The organism is bacterium (genome assembly GCA_040755755.1).
Taxonomy (GTDB): Bacteria; SZUA-182; SZUA-182; order DTGQ01; family DTGQ01; genus DTGQ01.
In genome coordinates this window covers 59,775-75,073 of record JBFLZW010000033.1, presented here as the reverse complement: position 1 = coordinate 75,073, position 15,299 = coordinate 59,775, and the positions used below count along the sequence as shown (strand labels likewise).

Annotated in this window: 14 protein-coding genes; 3 read left to right on the top strand and 11 right to left on the bottom strand. The window is 48.1% G+C overall.

Going from position 1 to position 15,299, the window contains the following annotated elements:
• Window positions 1-87: 87 nt before the first annotated feature.
• From leuS to AB1611_11295, 4 genes are all read right to left on the bottom strand, one after another.
• Window positions 88-2,658 carry a leucine--tRNA ligase gene (gene leuS, locus AB1611_11310; GenBank protein ID MEW6380179.1) on the bottom strand — a complete coding sequence of 857 codons (2,571 nt, stop codon included), beginning with the start codon at window positions 2,656-2,658 and terminating at the stop codon, window positions 88-90.
• A gap of 203 nt (window positions 2,659-2,861) precedes the next feature.
• Entirely contained in the window at window positions 2,862-3,173 is a 312-nt protein-coding gene (locus tag AB1611_11305; GenBank protein ID MEW6380178.1) for a type II toxin-antitoxin system RelE/ParE family toxin, read from the bottom strand.
• Window positions 3,170-3,394: an addiction module protein gene (locus AB1611_11300; GenBank protein MEW6380177.1), complete on the bottom strand. Its 225-nt coding sequence runs from the start codon at window positions 3,392-3,394 to the stop codon at window positions 3,170-3,172. Before AB1611_11300 ends, AB1611_11305 begins: the two co-directional genes overlap by 4 nt.
• 264 nt (window positions 3,395-3,658) lie before the next feature.
• On the bottom strand, window positions 3,659-4,300 hold the full coding sequence (locus AB1611_11295; protein ID MEW6380176.1) for a hypothetical protein: 642 nt from the start codon (window positions 4,298-4,300) through the stop codon (window positions 3,659-3,661).
• Window positions 4,301-4,526: 226 nt separating this feature from the next.
• On the opposite strand from AB1611_11295, the gene AB1611_11290 reads away from it, so the two are divergent.
• Entirely contained in the window at window positions 4,527-4,661 is a 135-nt protein-coding gene (locus AB1611_11290) for a hypothetical protein (GenBank protein ID MEW6380175.1), read from the top strand.
• Between the two features lie 14 nt (window positions 4,662-4,675).
• Here AB1611_11290 and AB1611_11285 read toward each other — a convergent pair whose 3' ends face one another.
• Window positions 4,676-5,035, bottom strand: coding sequence for a helix-turn-helix domain-containing protein (locus AB1611_11285; GenBank protein MEW6380174.1), 360 nt, complete (start codon window positions 5,033-5,035; stop codon window positions 4,676-4,678).
• A gap of 252 nt (window positions 5,036-5,287) precedes the next feature.
• Here AB1611_11285 and AB1611_11280 point away from each other — a divergent pair, with 252 nt between their 5' ends.
• Window positions 5,288-6,490, top strand: coding sequence for a metallophosphoesterase (locus AB1611_11280; GenBank protein ID MEW6380173.1), 1,203 nt, complete (start codon window positions 5,288-5,290; stop codon window positions 6,488-6,490).
• Window positions 6,491-6,507: 17 nt separating this feature from the next.
• On the opposite strand, the gene AB1611_11275 is transcribed toward AB1611_11280, so the two are convergent.
• Window positions 6,508-6,711: a hypothetical protein gene (locus AB1611_11275; protein MEW6380172.1), complete on the bottom strand. Its 204-nt coding sequence runs from the start codon at window positions 6,709-6,711 to the stop codon at window positions 6,508-6,510.
• Window positions 6,712-7,433: 722 nt separating this feature from the next.
• Here AB1611_11275 and AB1611_11270 point away from each other — a divergent pair.
• A complete protein-coding gene (locus tag AB1611_11270) occupies window positions 7,434-9,281 on the top strand; it encodes a PAS domain S-box protein (GenBank protein ID MEW6380171.1) in 1,848 nt (615 codons plus the stop codon).
• A 262-nt stretch (window positions 9,282-9,543) separates the two neighbouring features.
• Here the strand turns inward: AB1611_11270 and cas5 are convergent, their stop codons facing one another.
• The 5 genes from cas5 to AB1611_11245 form a co-directional block, all read right to left on the bottom strand.
• Complete coding sequence (gene cas5 / locus AB1611_11265) at window positions 9,544-10,320, bottom strand: CRISPR-associated protein Cas5 (protein MEW6380170.1); 777 nt, start codon at window positions 10,318-10,320, stop codon at window positions 9,544-9,546.
• A gap of 22 nt (window positions 10,321-10,342) precedes the next feature.
• The gene (gene cas7b, locus AB1611_11260) at window positions 10,343-11,302 is read right to left on the bottom strand and encodes a type I-B CRISPR-associated protein Cas7/Csh2 (protein MEW6380169.1); all 960 of its coding nucleotides are present in this window, start codon (window positions 11,300-11,302) and stop codon (window positions 10,343-10,345) included.
• Window positions 11,286-13,286 carry a type I-B CRISPR-associated protein Cas8b/Csh1 gene (gene cas8b / locus AB1611_11255; GenBank protein MEW6380168.1) on the bottom strand — a complete coding sequence of 667 codons (2,001 nt, stop codon included), beginning with the start codon at window positions 13,284-13,286 and terminating at the stop codon, window positions 11,286-11,288. The genes cas7b and cas8b overlap by 17 nt, the downstream gene beginning before the upstream one ends.
• Before the next feature lie 3 nt (window positions 13,287-13,289).
• The gene (gene cas6 / locus AB1611_11250) at window positions 13,290-14,063 is read right to left on the bottom strand and encodes a CRISPR-associated endoribonuclease Cas6 (GenBank protein MEW6380167.1); all 774 of its coding nucleotides are present in this window, start codon (window positions 14,061-14,063) and stop codon (window positions 13,290-13,292) included.
• Window positions 14,064-14,353: 290 nt separating this feature from the next.
• Window positions 14,354-15,292, bottom strand: a complete 939-nt coding sequence (locus AB1611_11245; GenBank protein MEW6380166.1) for a hypothetical protein — start codon at window positions 15,290-15,292, stop codon at window positions 14,354-14,356.
• Window positions 15,293-15,299 lie beyond the last annotated feature (7 nt).

Below are 15,299 nucleotides of genomic sequence, written 5' to 3'. Positions count from 1 at the left end.
CGGGATGCACAACAAAAAGCGGGCAGCCACTCTTTGAGTGGCTGCCCGCTTCGTTTTTCTGGAGAATCGGAAGATTCAGCGTAACTCTCACTGGACAACGAAGTTTACAATCTTATCCGGCACGATAATCACTTTCCTGATCGTGTGGCCATCGATCATCTCACGGACCCGGTCAAGGCCCCTGGCCGTTTTTTCCAGGTCTTCCCTGGTGGTTCCCGGCTCGGTGGCAAATACTCCCCGAAGTTTCCCATTCACCTGCACCGCGATCTCGATTTCCTCCAGCCTCGCCAGATCTTCGTCATAAGCGGGGTAACTGGCCAGGAATATGGATTTGTCGTGTCCGAGGTAATTTCTCCACAGCTCTTCGGCAATATGCGGTGAAAACGGGGCAAGGGTGATTAAAAACCGCTCGGCCAGTTCCCTGGTGAAGGAATCACGGATCGAGGCAGCCTCATTGATAAATTCCATGAAGGCACTCACGGCCGTATTCAACTTGAAGGAGTTTACCCTTTCTTCGACTTTTTTGATCAGGCGATTGATCAACTGCTCCGCTTTCCTGGATGGTTTCTCAGCCGCAAAATCACCGGCGGTGAAAAACTGCCAGGTTTTTTTCAGGAAGGCATAGCATCCTTTGATGCCTTCATCGTTCCACTCGGAGTCAACGGTCGGATCACCGGCAAAAAGCTCATAGAGGCGCAAAGAGTCAGTGCCGTACTTTTCGACAAGATCATCCGGATTCACGCCATTCCCCTTTGATTTACTCATCTTTTCCAGAGACTTTTGCAGCAGGGTCCCGCATACCGGGCAGGATACCTCATCCCTGCCGAAAGCATCCCCGATCTGGTCTTCGAATATCCATCGGTTGCACGTGCCGCACCGATAAGCGGTCCTGCAGATCATGCCCTGGTTGAAGAGCTGCTCGAACGGCTCCTCGAATGGAACCACTCCCTCATCAAAGAGGAATTTGGTCCAGAAGCGGGCATATAAAAGATGGAGTACGGCATGCTCGATGCCGCCGACATACATGTCAACCGGAAGCCAGGTTTTGATATCCGCTTCCCTGGCTATAGCCTGCTCGTAATGGGGTGAAGCGTAGCGGATGAAATACCAGCTCGATCCTGCCCACTGGGGCATGGTATCCGTTTCCCGCCTGGCTGGTCCGCCGCACGATGGACAGGTCGTATTCCGGAAATCACTGATGGCGGCCAGGGGGGATTCCGCATCGCCGGTAGGCTGATACGACTCGACATCCGGCAATTTGACCGGCAGCTCGTCCTCCGGTACCGGCAGCGTGCCGCACCGCTCACAGTGGACAATCGGAATCGGCTCTCCCCAGTATCTCTGCCGGGCAAAGATCCAGTCCCGCAATTTATAATCAACGGTAGCTTTCCCCTTCCCCTCTTTGGCCAGCTCCTGAACAACCCTTTTCTTTGCCTGATCCACATTCAGGGAATTCAGATAGCTGGAATTGATCAGAGTGCCGTCGCCGGCATACGCGCTGACCAGATTGCCCTGCTCATCCCGCTCGGCCTGCGCGGAATAGATGACTTCGACAATCGGCAGACCGAATTTTCTGGCAAATTCAAAATCCCTCTGGTCGTGGGCAGGAACGGACATGATGGCCCCGGTCCCGTAATCCATCAGAACGTAGTCGGAAATGAAGACGGGAATGGGCTGATTATTGACCGGATTGATGGCATAACTTCCAGTGAAGCTTCCGGTTTTTTCCGTGGTGACTTTTTGTCTATCCACCGCGGACAGGGTCTGGGCTCTGCGGATATAGTCATTCACCTCAGCCTGTCTGTCCGGAGTGGTTATTCGCGGCACCAGAGGATGCTCCGGCGCAAGGACCATAAAGGTTGCACCAAAAAGCGTATCCGGCCTGGTGGTAAAAACATCGAGCCTGGCTTCCTGCTGATCGGTTGTTGTGACGCTGAAATGAACTATCGCCCCTTCCGAGCGGCCAATCCAGTTTCTCTGCATTTCCTTGACCTTTTCGGGCCAGTTCAGGCCATCCAGGTCCTTCAGCAGCCGCTCGGCATAGGCAGTGATCCTGAGCATCCACTGCTTTTTATCGATCCTTCGGATATTCGTCCCCCCGCACCGCTCGCATTTTCCCCCTTCGGTTTCCTCATTGGCCAGGACAACACGGCAGGAATCGCACCAGTTTACCGGCTGCTGCTTCTGGTAGGCGAGACCTTTTTTAAACATCCGCAGGAATATCCACTGGGTCCATCGATAGTAATCCAAATCGGTGGTGGCGACCTCGCGTGTCCAGTCGTAGACGCAGCCTATCTCTTTGAGCTGGCGCTTCATGTTCTCGATATTCTTCCGGGTGCTGATGGTCGGATGTATCCCCTTCTTGATGGCATCGGTCTCAGCCGGAAGGCCGAAATTGTCCCAGCCCATGGGGTGGAGCACCTTAAATCCCTTGAGCAGCTTGTAGCGGCTCCAGACATCGCTGATCACATATCCGCGCCAATGCCCCACATGAAGCCCGGAACCGGATGGATAGGGGAACATGTCCAGACAATAGTATGGAGGCCGGTCCGCATAGACCGGGTTATCAACAGTGTGCAGTTTTTCTTCCTCCCACTTACCCCTCCAGAGAGCTTCAAAGGTATTTGGCTGGTATAAAATATCCTTGTTTTTACTCATTCATTTCACTCCTTAATCCGGTTTTGTCATCAAAGAAGCAAGAGGTATAGATATTATCCATAGCTACTTGTTTTATTCTTATTAACCTGATGTAGAGCTGACTATCGGGCGGTGTTGGCACCACCCTGCCGATTGTAAGCGGGAGGGTGGAAGTCGACTTAGCTTACGCCGGTTTTTGGCGCACGGTCAGGCCAAAAGCCTTGTCAGGCTTTTAATTTTCCCTTCCTTATCCTATGCTTCCAAAAGGATGGATCTCTACTGCAATGCATGACTGCTACTATCAGAATATAATCTTCTTCTCTCGTGTAGAGAATTCCATAAGGAAAGCGTTTGGTAAGGCATCGGCACACATCTTCTTCGATTATTCTAAATAAGGCCGGGTTTGCAGTAATTCTTTGGATCGTATCTTCTACTTCATTGTAGAATGCCAATCCTAATTCAGGACTTTTTTCAGAATAATAGAGGGCAGCTTCACTAAATTCAATGAGTGCCTCGGGATGAAATTTATAGTTCATCTAATAACTAATTTTCTTACACATTCCAAGGCTTCTTCACCAGGTATCGGTTTAACTTTACCGTTTCGTACTTCATCACGGCGTTTTTTTGCCTCGGATATCCAGAGTCTTTCAATTGTTTCCTGCTCGAGGCTTTCTATCAACTTTTCAACAAGCTGAACCCTTGATTCACTCGGCAAAGACATCGCTTGAGCAGCTAGTTCATCAATGGTTATATCCATATAATTTCACCTCTTAAGAAGGATACTACATCGACTATTAAATATTTTCAAGGATACTTAATAAATCGGTCTATCCCCCTCGCATCTTTCCCAATAGACAATTTACTCAAAGCATGCAGCTTTGATAATAGCATTATGGGACAAAAAAGTAAATAATACCGCGAGGGCTGGGTAATCCTCTATCTTATCAAAACACCCTCTATCCCCTGTTGGGGCGGCCCCCATGCTATTATGACCGCCCCGATGCTCACGTCACGATAGTGGCTAAATACCCAGAATGGCTGCCGGTCCCAGCAGGGTTGTAGAGGCAGGCGGCAGAGCGGGGATAGTGGGCAGGGTGGGAGTTGTTCCCGCTGACAGCAATGAGAGTAAAAGCGCCAGGGGAACAGGAAGCGGTGCTGGCGGCGCATAAGCGGCATACGCTGACAGATAGGTTGTATTGGCAATAGGAACCTGTGTCAGTATCCAACTGGATGAAGTCGGCGGCAGGTAATCATAGTCGGAAGGCAGGGTGATTGGCTGGGGCAGGCCGGTTACCGGGTCGATCAGATAATCCGGCGGCCAGGGGTTGATGCCGTATAAAGGATCATAAAAGAGCATGCCTGCCGGAGTGTTATAGAGGAGCCAGGGATTTGACCAGGCCGGATCCCAGGTCAACCCGGGTTGAGCAGGCAGCACCGTGGTTTTTTCCAGATTGGTCACCAGGGGAATAGGATCTCCGCTGACAGGATCGATAGGCGATAGAGCAGGTGACCACAAAGGCCACAGCGTATCATAGGGCGGCAGAGCCACCCAGTTTTGTACCTGAGCAGCAGCCGGAAGACTGGTGGCAAGGATAACGCCGGTCATGACCACAACCAGAAATACAACCCTGCTCCGAAGAATTGCCTGATGTTTTCTGTGCATAGTGAAATACTCCTTTCATCGGTAATCCTGAGTTAAAAAAGCTGGAAAGGTAATACGGTATTTTAATCAAAGAGGAGGCTATTATTTAACCGTCCGCGGTATTTCCGCACCGTGTACTTAGGGAGAAATATCCTCCTGCACCGGACAGGCTTCTTCTCATGAACAGGAAACCCGAATTCCGGGAAAGCCGGAAATAGAGCCTTCCTGTGCCTGAACGAAGCCGTTCATGCTGAAGTTACACTATCCAAGAGGGCATCTTGAGACTTACCAGCAACTGATTTTATTCTATACCTTCGAGCAGTGGATTATCAAATTTTTCTTGGAAATTTTTGGCCAGCAGAGAGCGAGAATGCCATTGTAGATTTTGAGAAGAGATCAGCTCCTTCTGGCAAGCTCAGCCAGGTTTCGCATCTCATCCTCGGTCGATTTCTGCCCCCGTATTATTCTAAAAAGCTGAGGCAGCTCTTTGACCATGTCCTCATCCCGGACAATACCGAACAGCGGATGATTACTCTCAACCGAGGCCAAATCGAAGAAGGTATACCAGTCACCGGTACCAGGCTTCAGGCCGAGCTGTGAGGCCCATAATTGCAGTTTTCTTTCATCTTTCGGAGGTGGCAGGATACCTCGCTCAAGCTTACTCCAGTTACTGGGATCATGGCCGGTTTTTTTACAAAATTTGCATAATCCCATCCCCTGTTTCATTCTCAATTCCTGAATGAATTTCCCAAACATTGGCAGGTCCTCCTTATTTTTTGATGGCCGGTTAATACCCATAAGGCCTAAAATTGCGAAGGTAATAACTCATCGGCATTTTACTCAATTATTATCCATTCATTTTTAAACAAAAGTCGAAAAACGTTCAAATAGTAAACAAAAAAATTTCAGCCGATGTCTATTGGCAGCTTTTGCACTGCCGCTTGTGCAATTTTGTGGTATTATTCAGTGGTCAGTGGTCAGTAAAAAACCAGGTAAAGGAGGTAACCCTTGTCAGCGCCTTTCCTTCTCATCTTTGCCTTTTTGGTGGTATACGGCGGCATGCACGCTTATGCCTATTGTAAGGTGCAGCCGATTCTGCATCTTACCTCAAGTGGCCGGGCAGTGCTTGCCAGCATCATGGTGCTGATGATATGTGCTCCGCTCCTTATCCATTTCCTGAACAAAAGAGAACTGGAGCTTGCAGCCAGGCTGACAGCTTATACGGGATATATCTGGATGGGCTTTCTTTTTCTTTTCTGTACGGTATTTGCAGCAGCCGATATCTATAACCTGCTGATGGGCATTGGCGGGATAATCACGCGGTCAGATGTCAGCCGATTTACCTTGCCGGGGAAAAACTCATCTTTCCTTCTGGCTATGCTGGTTCTGATTATTGGGTGGTACAGCCTTTTCGATGCTCAACGGATCAGGACCGAAAGGATAACCCTGGCCACTTCCAAGCTGCCAACAGGAGTTTCCCGCCTTACCATTGTTCATATATCCGATGTCCACCTGAATCTCACGATGAGCCGTCGTTTTCTGAACAGGGTGATGGCAGCTATCCGTGAGGCCGAACCGGACCTTCTGATCTCAACCGGGGATTTTGTAGATGTGGAAGTCAACCATGTCGTGGATCTGGCTGATTTATTCCAACAGATTAAGCCCCGATACGGTAAATTCGCAGTCATGGGAAACCATGACTTTTATGCTGGCATTACCGAGGCGACCCTGGCTGCCCATCGAGCGGGATTCAAAGTCCTGCGGGGTGAAGGACTGACCGTTGCCGGAATCGTCAACATTGCAGGTATCGATGATCAGATCGGATCCCATCTCAGCCGGACAGCGTCAGGACCTCATAACGAGACAGCACTGCTCGCCGCTCTCCCTCGGAATCTGTTCACGATTTTATTAAAGCACCGGCCTGATATTAATGAGGCGAGCTGTAGCCTCTTTGACCTCCAGTTGAGTGGCCATACGCACGGCGGACAGCTATTTCCCTTCACCTGGGTCATCCATTTCCTGTACCCGCGGCAGAACGGGTTGTATAAGCTCTCTGGCCACAGTTTACTTTATACCAGCACCGGAACCGGAACATGGGGACCTCCGATGCGATTCCTGGTCCCCCCGAAAATCACCGTTATTGAGATAAAGAGGCAAGAGGAGAAAGGGGGCAGCAGTCAGGGTCAGTGGTCAGAAAAAACTGATACCTGATAATTCACAACCGATTTCTACAGGTGGGTTACGATCCAGCTCATGCTCACGATAAAAACTATTACCGGTTTCAGGATATCGAAGTTGTGTCTGGCACCTCGCACCGCGTCATTTGCATCCTGAAGTGGAGTACGGTAGAAAGATCTTACCACCCTGATGTAGCCTAAAAGAAACGATCCAAGAGCAAAAAGCCAGGCTAACGCGGTAAGATATCCATTCATTGCCAAATACCTGATATAATTATTCAGTGCTAATGCTATAATTCTCATAATCACTCATTAACCATCCTTACTATTCGGCGCATCTTCTTTCATGGCAAAAAGAAAAGCCGGGCTAAAAAAATCTCTCTCCTTAACTCAATCACTTTATTATTCGTTAGTCGATAGTATTGATATCTGCTCAGGCAGATAGGCTGGAAGTGCTTAACCTGGAAGAGAAGACAATATATCCCGACCGCAGCAAGAAAGGCTTTTCACCTAACAGCCCAATCCTCAACACCCTGAGCGGTTACTCTTATTGATAAATGCCCAGAGGAAACCCAGAATTTTGAAATCCAAAGAAAGATATTTATTCTCGCCTTTTAACCTCTGGCTCCAGAACGCTTTCCACGTACCTTTGTGACGGGCTAAAACGAAGCAGACTATAAGCTCTGTCATTGTCTGGGAGTATACACCATATATAATATACAGATCCTTACCTGAAAGTCAAACAAATTAAACATCTCGTAAAAATCAGGAGCACACTACCAGGCTTTGTTTTTCCAACCTTATAAAAAATGTGACAAGGCTGGTTTGTTTGGTATATAATAATATAAATGTCTATTGTTTTAGTGAAGGAGAAGGGCCAGAAGCAAAGACGCCACTCCAGGATACGTCAGCTTGTAGGAGGACGGAAAATTATGCTCCGGGCGAGTGAAGAGAGATATCGCTCTTTGTATTTCTCAATGAATGTAGCATTCGCTCTCTATGAAATCATTTATGACCAGACAGGCCAGGCTGTAGACTTCGTTATTATGGACGTTAACCATGCCTATGAGACCATGGTCAGGATGGAGCGGGAAAAGATAATCGGAAGAAAAGCATCTGAGATTTACGGCTCAGGCAGGCTGCCATATCTTGAAATTTACGACAAGGTAGTAAAAAGCGGACAGCCGACCACGTTCGAGATGTTTTCCCCCCTGATAGACAAACATCTGATTGTCTCTGTTTTTTCACCCGGTTCCGGACGCTTTGCCACCATGTTCACTGACATTACCAGATATAAGAAGGTAGAGGAGGCTTTGCGGGAATCGGAGGCGGAATATTCAACCCTCGTGAATCAGGCCAGGGATGGAATCGCCATTATCCAGGATGGCACTTTTCAGTTTGCCAATAATGCCCTCGGAAGTATGAGTGGTTATACGGTCCAGGAACTGCGTGACAAGCCGTTTCTCGATCTTTTAACTCCTGAATGCCGGGAGATGGCCAGCCAGAGACATGCATCCCATCTGGCAGGTGAGAAAGTACCTGCGGTCTATGAGGCGAAATTGAAAGGTAAGGATGGTGTTACGCGGGATGTGGAGTTTTCCATCAGTGTGATCCGGTATTATGGGAAACCCGCCATTATGGCCATTGCCCGTGATATTACCGAGCGCAAGCGGGTGGAAGAAGAACTGCAACGGGTTCAGAAACTTGAATCCATCGGCATCCTTGCGGGCGGAATTGCTCACGACTTCAATAATCTGCTGACAGCTATTGCCGGTAATCTCTCGTACGGCAAATTGTATGTCAAGACGGCAGGTGAAGCTTATGAGTCTCTTACTGATGCGGAAGCAGCCTGTCAGCAGGCCAAAAACCTGACTCAGCATCTACTCACCTTTTCCAAGGGAGGAGAACCGATCAAGGCAACCACTTCCGTCTCGGACCTGATCAAGGACGTTGTCAGCCTCGCCCAATGCGGTTCCAATGTAAGATTTGAGTTATCCCTGCCGGATGATCTGTGGTGGGCTGAAATCGATAAGGGGCAGGTCAGGCAGGCTGTCAGCAACCTGCTGATCAATGCTGACCAGGCCATGTCAGAAGGCGGGATAGTCAGCATCCAGGCCGAAAACGTTCTGATGAGCGATAATAACCGGCTGTCTCTCAAGCCTGGCAGGTATGTAAAGCTGTCCATCAGGGACCAGGGGACCGGCATCCGGAATGAGCATCTCCAGAAGATATTCGATCCCTATTTTACCACCAAGCAAAACAGAAGCGGTCTGGGTCTGTCCACTGCCTATGCCATTATCAAAAAACATGCAGGCTATATCAGCGTGGAATCCGAAGTTGGCGTGGGGACGATCTTCTCAATCTACCTTCCTGCCTCAGAGAGGGAAATCTTCACCGTTTACAGCGTGGCTGAGGAAAAGCCCCCCATCGGTCGGCGGAAGGTCCTGTTCATGGATGACCAGAAGATCATCAGGGATATGGTGAGAAGGATGCTGACTCATTTAAAGTATGAAGTTGAAATGGCCAGCGAGGGTGATGAAGCGATCGAGCTTTTCAAAAAAGCCCGGGAATCGAAAAAGCCTTTTCATGCTGTTATCCTGGATCTGACGATACCAGGGGGCAAAGGAGGCAAGGAAGTAATCCAAAAATTGCGTGAGATAGACCCGCAGGTCAAAGCAATCGTTTCGAGCGGCTATTCCAACGATCCGGTAATGTCTGACTATGCGCGCTACGGCTTCAGCGGCGTAGTCGTCAAGCCCTATGACTTCGACGAATTGAGCGAGACCCTGGCCAGATTAATCCAGGAACCTGCAAGGCCGGGATGATTCCGCAGGAAGAATTGCCATATTTCCCATTCCTCCCTAGGTAGACTTCTCGCAAACGGGCAGCCAGCTATTCAAGGGATCAATCCTGAATCTCGTTTCAATTCCTCATAGGTATACTTATCAGCTCTTGGCCGTTTGTCGTGCCTTGCGCTTTTCCAACCTTAATTTCAATTCCTCGAAGGTATGCTCATATCTCCTGTGCATGGCTCCCATGAGACTTCCAGTCTCTCGTTTATCACCTGGTTTCAATTCCTCATAGGGTTCAAATAAAAACAATATGGTCAGGCAGACCATCATCTGATGATACAACCGCATATTCACTGACATCGGCCGTAAACGGCCTGCCGGATCTCTCGTAGATGAAACTCGACACTTTCAGAAGCTCCCGGCCCTGTTTGAAAGCGGCTGGCATGCGCTCCTTCACGAACTGACAGCCCTGTGAGGCACAAAGGTCGATCCCCCGTTCATTGAGCTTTTCTCCATTGACCATTGATGAAATCCGGTCAGCAATACCCTGCCTGAGCTCATAGTCCCTCTCTCCCCGGTATTGGAAGTCAGCGATAAACTCCGATATTCCAAAATAGAGAGGATAGACACTGAATCCGGAGGCCATCTGATCCTTTAGCATCCTCATGATTGCCCCATCGGTATGCTGAAAATAAATGCGGTATTTGAGACTGCTCCCCTGATCCAAGGGAAGCAAGACCTCCATTGGCACCTGATACGGCACTCTTGCTCCACTGAGGAATCTTGCCAGTATATGGCGGGGATTGGAAAAATCGTTCTTATTTGTCCTGATATAGTTGATGGTCTGCATAAACCTGCGGCCAGGCTGGTGAATGGACGCCGCTATTCTTGTCCGCTCAGGTGACAGAAGGTCGTAATAGCCATCCCGCTCGATGCCAAGGATAGCCGCGATCATGCCACGGATAACAGTCGGCGGAGGAAGGTCATAAGTCAGGGAGGAGGAGTTGGTGTAAAATTTTCTGAAATGAGCGATTTTTCCCAGAATATCAAACACCACCAACCGCTCTTTCATTACCCGCATCACCTCAACACCCTCAAACCTCAAGGGGAATCAATTTACCCCGGATGCGATCATCCTCTCTCCAGCCGGAAATTTTCAAATCTGCATCCTGCCAGAAGAGTATCCGGGAAATCCTGTCGATTTTCGTGCTCAAAAGGGCACTGAGTTGACTGAGGTCGAGCGTAAAAGCGCTGACATCTCTCAACCCTTCCGTTTTATCGAGATTTACCCGGTCCCGTAAATCTCCGAGGAATGTCCGGCAGTCGTTATACTCCACCCTGATATACAGGCGGGGTGTCTGGCCTATCTTGCTTCGGGTAGTTGACTCCAGAGGAATGGCCTTGATCATCGATTCATCAAAAAGTGCAAGATCGTCCAGGCTCAGGGATGTTCTCTCTGCCCTCTTGGCACTGACAATCCCGTGGAAAGCGACCAGAGAGTAGTAGATCCTCCAATCCTTGCCAATAGCACCCTGGACTTTTTCAGCCTCGGAGCTGAAATGAGAGGTGATGGAGCTGGACTCCATCAGTTCCACCTTGTTCAGGGAATATCCCCAGTTGAACTGGATCGGGCCGGTAAAGGTTGCCGAGCCTCCAGCCCCTTCCTTGGCTTTTATCGGCATTGTGGCCCCGAAAAAGCGAACATCAATCAGCCGGGAAAGAAGCCAGTCGATCTGATTTCTCTCCAGCCTGGTCAGATTCAGGCTCTTGGAGCAATCTTGCCGGTATGACGAAAAAAGCGCCTCCAGTCTTTCGGTAACATTGAGCGCTTTATTGTCAACCTTGGCCACGAAAATGTCCTGGCCCTTATAGTCCTGCAAGTAATCTCTGATGTATCGCTTCAGTCTGACATCACTTACCAGATTTCGAGAGGTTTCATAATCCATCCGGGGTTTATTTTCATCATCCGGATCACCGTTGGGATTCGCTCCCTTGGCATCATAGATAAACAAAATATCGCTGTTTTTCGTTATCAGCTCACTCGTCCTGTCCATGGTCGAAAATGCCTCCCTTATCACCCTTGAAATTCCTGGCTGAAGATATGATTTTATTCGTTCTGTAGGCATACCCGGATAGAATGTAGAATACGTTCTGCTGAGAATTCAAGGTCCAGGTATTGATCCGTTTATCGAGCACCCTTTTCACTCCGGCAAAGATTCGCTCATTTTCGGGAGATAACCTCTTATACTGCTTCAGCCTGGCAAATATCTCATTACTGAACCTGATCAGCCTCTCAGCCTTCATCCCCTGGAAATCCAACTTTTCCAGGATCGGCTTGTTTTTTATCCTGGCATTAAACTGAGCACTTCCTACCTCCCCCACCAGGATTCCCAATCCGAAAAGCGCCTCCTGCTCGGCGGTATATTTCATTTCCTGAACAAAGACCCGAATCTCATCGGGAAAATCCTCTAATTGAATGCCATCCATTTTCCTCCATTCCCCCTTCAGCATATCGAGCCTCTCCAGGTAGAGTAATAAAAGGTTAGCTTTCAACATCGAAACAACCAGGGACTGATCGCCGTTTCCATCCCTTCCAAGGTTAAACTGCTCCCCCTGGTCCTGACGGCAGACCCTGGCCAGCCGTATGAACTGCTGAATCAAAAAGGTACAGTCTATCTTCCTGCCGGTAAAAAGCGCATCATAAAAGTCAAGGACTTTTTTAAATTCATAAGGGTTTCTTCTTTTATCAGCCCGTACGGGGAAAAGGTAATAGATGTTGTTCAGCCACAGCTCCCATCGGCTGTTTTTCCCGCCGAACAGTCTTTTACCCACTGCGGAAATCTCACCCGACACCTTTCGCATCATATCCAGCCGGCAGAGAGAAATGTCCTTGATAAGCTTCAAAACCTTGAACTCAGCCTGCGATTGTTGCCAAAACAGAATGTTGAACAGATAGCTTCTCCGCTCCTCCCGGCCGCAATGACCCTGCTCTCCATGACCATTTCCCCCAAACTGATCAAGGGATATTTTCTGGCCATCCGTCCTGAGCGTGGCCTCAAAAGAGGCCTTCAGCCATCGGGCCCATTTGGGGATATCTCCCTGAAACGAAAGGATGAACTCAGGGATGAGGTAGACGCTTTGACTGGCCAGGCGGGTAGAGAGGAAGTTTTTGGTAAAACTTTCACTGATTATCAGAGAACGATAGCAATCCCGGCAGAACGAAAGATTCTTATAAAAGTTCTTTTCCCCTCCCAGCTCCGAAGAAAATCCAATCTTATCCGTTATGTAATAGCTGAACCCAAGCCTGGTGGTATCGGATGACACCTGCCCTTGCCGTCCGCAGATATGACAAACGGAAATCAGGCTTTTACCAAACACATCATCCTGTTTTTTCCGCACAAGATACGCTGTGTAGTCTCCGAACTTCCGAATATCCTCTCCATTAATCCTTACCGTAAACAGGGAAACCTCTTTCCGGGAAATTCCCCGGCTATCCCTGACCCATACCCAAAAGTGCTGGGAAATCATTTTCAGCATCGACTTGCCATCTATCGGACATTTGCCTATTTTTTCCAGAAGGGCCGATCCCGGATAATCTTTCCGGCACCCGGAGAGATTACCGAGATTGAGGATAAATCTGTACCGTCTGGCGGACCCTTTCTGGGTGCCAAGATCATGGAAAAACCTTTCCCTGATTTTCAGCAGGTTAGTTTTCAGCTCCCCATCCGGCAGCGCGGCAATCAGATTGGGAATAGTCTGAGATAAAAGGTAGTCCACATTGCTGGTGGTTAATCTGTCCTGCGGGCTGTTTGCAGTTTCAACGTTGCCGACCCAAAGATATTTTCTGGGAGTCTCCTCATCCATTTCCTCAAAAGAAACATTGAGAACAGTATCCATCAGGTTGAATTCCATGATTCCCAAGTATGATGGTTTGTCACTGGTTCCCTTGGGAGCGACCGGCTCTATCAGGTTATCAAGAAAGCTGTCTTTTGATTCCCGTAAAACCGCTTCTCCGATCTCCTTGAGAGCTCCGATCATCCGCTATTCCTCACCCGTCTCCTGGTGACTGCTCTCCTGATCCGCTGCCACCTCAAAACAGCCAAATCCTTGTGAATTCTTGGCCCCCAGGCCGGTATTGTAAGCGACATCAAGGAGCTCAGCTCTGCCTTCCAGCTCATAGAGCCCATCCCAGGCCTTAATGACAAAATCTTTATATATCAGTATCCGCTCGTTTCTGTTACCGGAAAAAAGAGGGGTTATCGTTAAGGAATAATTGCACTTTTCGAGGTTCAGGATTTCAAACTTCTTTTGAATATTAGCTTCGATCTGCTCCGAAAACTCAGGTTCGAAAGGAGAGAAATAATAGGTTTTTTTTCGGCCATCTCCTTTTTGCATGGTGCTGTAAACTGTTATGGGGGACAGCATCGTGATTTTCATTTTTTCCGGCAACTCCCGGGGTACATGAATATGGATGGACTCAGGCCGCAGTTTATTCCTTCCGAGCATCACAAAATCCTGCCTGATCAAATGCTCAGCCAGGTCCTGCATAAACCAGCCGATAGGTGAAGCGATGACGAATTTAATGTTTTTAGAAAAAATAAATTGCCGGGAACACGTATCTACCAGAGGACTGGTTAAAATCCTTGAAAAGGTGAACAGCTTAAACTTCCTGTTGTGATGCAGGAACCCTTCCTGATGAAGTCGTGTTGCACTTTCCGGGGGCAGATGATGATAAATCATTCCCTGGAGAATCTGATTATGCTCAAAAGGGAGAACTACTTGTTTTTCTGAGGCTAAAGAGACTGTTATTCTCATAATTGATACTCTCTTTATGTTATATTGTTGTATATTTTTCAGTAACTTCGGCTCAGGAAAAAACCCTTTGGAGTAGTTGTCCAGCATTTAGTAAAATGATAATATAAACTCACTTTAATTTCAAGATAAAAATTAAATTATCTGCAATAATATCCATAACAAAACTAATAATCTTAATTTTGAGCAGTTATATTATCTGTCAATATTTAGTAAATCATTAGAGATTTGATAGCGGCATACGTATAGAAGTGAGGTTTGATAATAGTAATTACAAAGGCTTATGATCAATATTATCTGTACGCCATTAGGCCTGATTGAATAAAAGCATAGCTGAGAACAAGAATTAAAAACCACAGATAAGCGGCAAGTGCAGTCGCCCCCAAGGGGAATTTTTTATCTTTGGCCTTCAGAAAAAGCAGGACTCCGATAATCTGAGGCAGGATTGGAGTCAAAAACAGCCAATTGGCATAAAAGACCGTTACCATAAAGCAGGCGGTAACTAAAAATCCCAGTGAAATGCCAGTGCTTAAACCTGTTCCGGCAATCTCTGAATAAAGCTTTTCACCCGGAGCGGCGAACTTGTGCCGACAGATTTTTCTCGCAATTTCCCACTGTAAGTAAGCACATATAAAAGCGGCAATCAACCCGAAGAGAGAAAAAAACGGAAGATCCGCAGCCTTCAGCGAGGAGAACAGATAAACATAAAGAGCCGCCCCCACTTTTAACTGGATAGCCACCATCAGATTCAGAAACATCGTTTGTGCGAATTTTTCCGAGGCATGTTCCAGCCATAAGAGAAAGAGACTATACCCCATAATCATAATGCTTACAATTGTCAGTTTCCAGTGAATCCAAAAACTTAACGATATGACAACCATGCTGGTCCCGGCAAGATACAAGGTCATGTCACGGATCGTGACGATCCCCTGGGGCAAAGGCCGGTCCGGCTTAAACTGCCGGTCATATTCCAGGTCCTTGATTTCATCCACGGTCCTCATAAATAAAAAAAGACCGTAAACGCACACTATTCCTGCCAGGGACTCCGCGAAAGACCCTGCGCGAAAGTGGGAACAAAAGGCATCTGCCGGTTTATCCTGAAATAAGGCAAAGCCTGCAAGCAAAGAACAGAACCAGAGGGCAGCATAAACGCCATACTCCCAGACAGGGAACCGGGCGTTGACATACCACAAAAATACCAGGGCAGGTTTTTTTCTGACGGATTTCTCCATGAAACTC